The organism is Catellatospora sp. NPDC049133, assembly GCF_040648455.1.
Taxonomy (GTDB): Bacteria; Actinomycetota; Actinomycetes; order Mycobacteriales; family Micromonosporaceae; genus Catellatospora; species Catellatospora aurea.
Map to the genome: position 1 here is coordinate 1 of NZ_JBEZDT010000084.1, position 3,049 is coordinate 3,049.

Annotated in this window: 5 protein-coding genes and 1 pseudogene; 2 read left to right on the forward strand and 4 right to left on the reverse strand. The window is 51.5% G+C overall.

What is annotated here, in order from left to right:
- On the forward strand, nucleotides 1-509 hold a 509-nt coding region (locus tag AB0B35_RS41990), incomplete at its 5' end, for a hypothetical protein (protein ID WP_361057472.1).
- 87 nt (nucleotides 510-596) lie between these two features.
- On the opposite strand, the gene AB0B35_RS41995 is transcribed toward AB0B35_RS41990, so the two are convergent.
- From AB0B35_RS41995 to AB0B35_RS42005, 3 genes and pseudogenes are all read right to left on the reverse strand, one after another.
- Nucleotides 597-1,190, reverse strand: a complete 594-nt coding sequence (locus tag AB0B35_RS41995) for a phage portal protein (RefSeq protein WP_361057475.1) — start codon at nucleotides 1,188-1,190, stop codon at nucleotides 597-599.
- Complete coding sequence (locus AB0B35_RS42000; RefSeq protein ID WP_361057477.1) at nucleotides 1,136-1,588, reverse strand: hypothetical protein; 453 nt, start codon at nucleotides 1,586-1,588, stop codon at nucleotides 1,136-1,138. The genes AB0B35_RS41995 and AB0B35_RS42000 overlap by 55 nt, the downstream gene beginning before the upstream one ends.
- Nucleotides 1,588-2,690: pseudogene (locus AB0B35_RS42005) on the reverse strand (terminase family protein); the annotation flags it as partial. The gene AB0B35_RS42000 and the pseudogene AB0B35_RS42005, both read right to left, overlap by 1 nt.
- Between AB0B35_RS42005 and AB0B35_RS42010 the strand changes: the two are divergent.
- On the forward strand, nucleotides 2,644-2,856 hold the full coding sequence (locus tag AB0B35_RS42010; RefSeq protein WP_072070392.1) for an ogr/Delta-like zinc finger family protein: 213 nt from the start codon (nucleotides 2,644-2,646) through the stop codon (nucleotides 2,854-2,856). The pseudogene AB0B35_RS42005 and the gene AB0B35_RS42010 overlap by 47 nt on opposite strands.
- On the opposite strand, the gene AB0B35_RS42015 is transcribed toward AB0B35_RS42010, so the two are convergent.
- A partial coding sequence (locus AB0B35_RS42015; RefSeq protein ID WP_361057481.1) for a hypothetical protein occupies nucleotides 2,768-3,049 on the reverse strand: 282 nt, incomplete at its 5' end. The genes AB0B35_RS42010 and AB0B35_RS42015 overlap by 89 nt on opposite strands.

Below are 3,049 nucleotides of genomic sequence, written 5' to 3' on the forward strand. Positions count from 1 at the left end.
CTGCAATGTGGCAGTCTTGGGGAGCATTTTGTAAGACGTTGCTTTTTGGTTCAATTCGCGGGGGAGAGACAATACATGGTCAGCATATAATTATGCCACGATATTCCACCCTAAATGATGGTGAGTTATTGTATGTAGTAAAAACATTATCATTAAACCAAACGGTTACTCAAATTAAATCATTGAAACCTCATAATGAACTGACATGGGGGGATGTTGATAAATTAGGTTTGGTATTCAGCTTGCTGAATACGCCAAACGCACAAAATGTGTCTATTGCTGTTGCCAGTTCTATATTAATTAAGGATTTGCAATCTGTTAGGAATGCAAATGCACATATAACACCTCATACTATCTCAAGTATTAATTCGGCCAAAGTGCGGTATTCGAATACGAAATATAGACATCCTTCTGATGTCATGTTTTGGGTTGAGCAGAAAACCCATGATTTTCTTTGGAAATCGTGGGTTGATGAAATGAAGTTGCTCGCAAGTGTTATGATTGAGTAAAATATTATTTAATCTAAATTCTATATATAATTGTCAAGCTAATACGCATATAAAACGCCGTCAAAAATCTGACGGCGTGAAAAATGACTAATCAGATGGCAATTCATAAGGATTGAACTGGATCACCCTTTCCCCGATCCAATCATTCACCTCTTTTATTCGCTCCTGCAGCGGCGTTAGCTCGTTGCGTACAAACACCTGAGCGGCCTTTTTTACATCCCCAAATCCGCCGGTATTGCTCGGGATAATCCCCATCATCTGCGGTGGAACGCGGTGCACGCTCAGCAGATCGTCGCGGCTGGTGTTCTTGATGTTGAAAAAGTCGTCTTTAGTGGCGACCTCGGATAGCGGCAAGATCTTAATGCCGTCCGGCTTGCCGTTCGGAGCGTACATGAACAGATTGCGGAAGTTCCCTAAGCCCTTGGTATCGCGCATGGCTTGGCACATTCTGTCAACGTCGCTCGTACTCTGCGCCGCGTCTGTCATATACAGGATATAACCGGCGTGCGCTCCGTTCTGGTAATACTTACAGCGGAACAGCGTCGCCGCTTCGTTCAGCCACGCGGAGTTAAGCGCGCTGAGGTACTCCGGCAGGCCGTACAGTTCTTGGTTAATATCCGGCTCAATCAGGTGAAAAACACTGTCGGTCTTGAAACGGTGCGCCTCTTTCCAGTCCTGCACGAACCAGTAAGCGCCGCGATCCACACCGCGCCGAGGCGGTTTTGACGTTCTTCTAAAAAGGCGTTACCAAACACCAGATAATCCAGCACGTAACGGCTAAACTCCTGCTGGCTTAATAGCGGGTGCGGGATGAACGTAGACGCCAAAATGTTACGCTTAACATATATCGGCGAGCTGTGATGCACGGCGGCGCGCAAGCTGCGTGCCAGCCCATCGAAGCTGATCGGCGGTTCGTACCACTTGCCATTGGTCGTGCACTCGATGTAATCCAGAATTTCCCGCTTATCCAGCACAGCGGACGGCTCGCCAAGGGTGAACGCTTCAAAATCCTGCTTCTGCTCTGCTGCCGGGGCTGGCGCCGGGGAGGTAAATGCCTTGCGGCCTTTGCGCTTGCTCATCAGTAAAACTCCAAAATGTTCGGGCTGCTGTGGCCGCTGCCTGCGGTCAGCGGTTCGTTCAAGAGGGCGTGCATGATTGCCCACGCGACATCGGCGTGGCTGGCTTCTTCGCTGCGGCTGGCGGTGTAGGTGGAACGCGCGCCGCTGGCGGTCATGGTTTTGCGGATCGCCATAAAGGCGGCGGTGATGTCGGTGTGGCTGGTGTCGTATTCCAGACAGCCGCGCCCGATGGTGTCTTTTGCCTTCAGCACCATGGCGGTTTTGATTTCCGGGGTGTATTTGATCTCCCGCGTGGCCGGGAAGAACTCGCGCACCAACTGGAAAACACCTTGGCCGACGGTGGTCGCATCGATGCCGATGTACTCCACGCAATATTTTTCGGTCAGATCTTTAATCTTCTGGGCTTGAGCGGCAAAGTTCATGCCCTGCCACTGGTGGCGCTCGAGCACGCGGAACTTGCCACCGGCCACCATGGGCGTCGCGATCACCGCGCACCCGGCGCTGTCCCCGCCGTTGGCTTCCGATGGGTCGTAGCCGATCCACACCGGGCGATAACCGAACGGCCGCACGGCGTAAGGGTTGAAGTCCTCCCATTCTTCCAGCGTATCGACCATGCAGCCTTGCAGCTCGGCGAACGTGAATACCGACGCGGTATCGTCCACAAATTCACACATCAGCAGGTTCTGATACTCAGCCGGGCTGTATTCGAGCGACAGCTGATCGAGGTCGAACAGGTTACAACCGCCGGTCAGCGCATCCTCAGCCGTGACAATCTGGCACCATTGCCCATCATCGCACAGCACGCCTTTTGACAGGTGGCTGTGGCTGAGGTCGAGCTGAACGTGATCGGCTTTGCTGCGCCGCCCTTTGTTGAACAGTTCCCCCGACCAGAACGGATAAGCGGAGTGTGCCAGACTCGACGGTGTGGAAAAATAGGTGGTGCGCCATCGCTTGTGCAGCGACATCCCGCTGGCGGCTTTGCGCAGCTCCTGAAATTTCGGTATCCAGAAATACTCATCCAGATACAGATTTAGCTCTGCGCGGTGCGCACGTTGGTGCCGAGGAACATCAGGCGGGAGCCGTTCGGCAGCACCATCGGATCTCTTAGTGAGAACACTAAAGAGCGTTATCATCAATGCCAAAACATAAATTGCAGTTGTACTTTTGTGACGTTGGAATCTATTCAGCGGCAGATCGTATCACCGGGCAAAGTTGATATCGCTCCGCCACACCCAACCCGAAGCAATCAGGGAACACTTTGGATTTAACAAGAAGCCTGCGAAAGCAGGTTTTTTTATGTCCGTGAAATGGCTGTCGCCACTTTGTCGCCACAGGGTAGTTATGTGTTTTTCGAAGCATTGTTTTATAAGGATTTTTTTTCAAGGCAACAAAAAACCCGATAATCTTGAACCTAAAAGGCGGGATTATCGGGCTCCACAAAATGGGGACATCAAAGAAAAG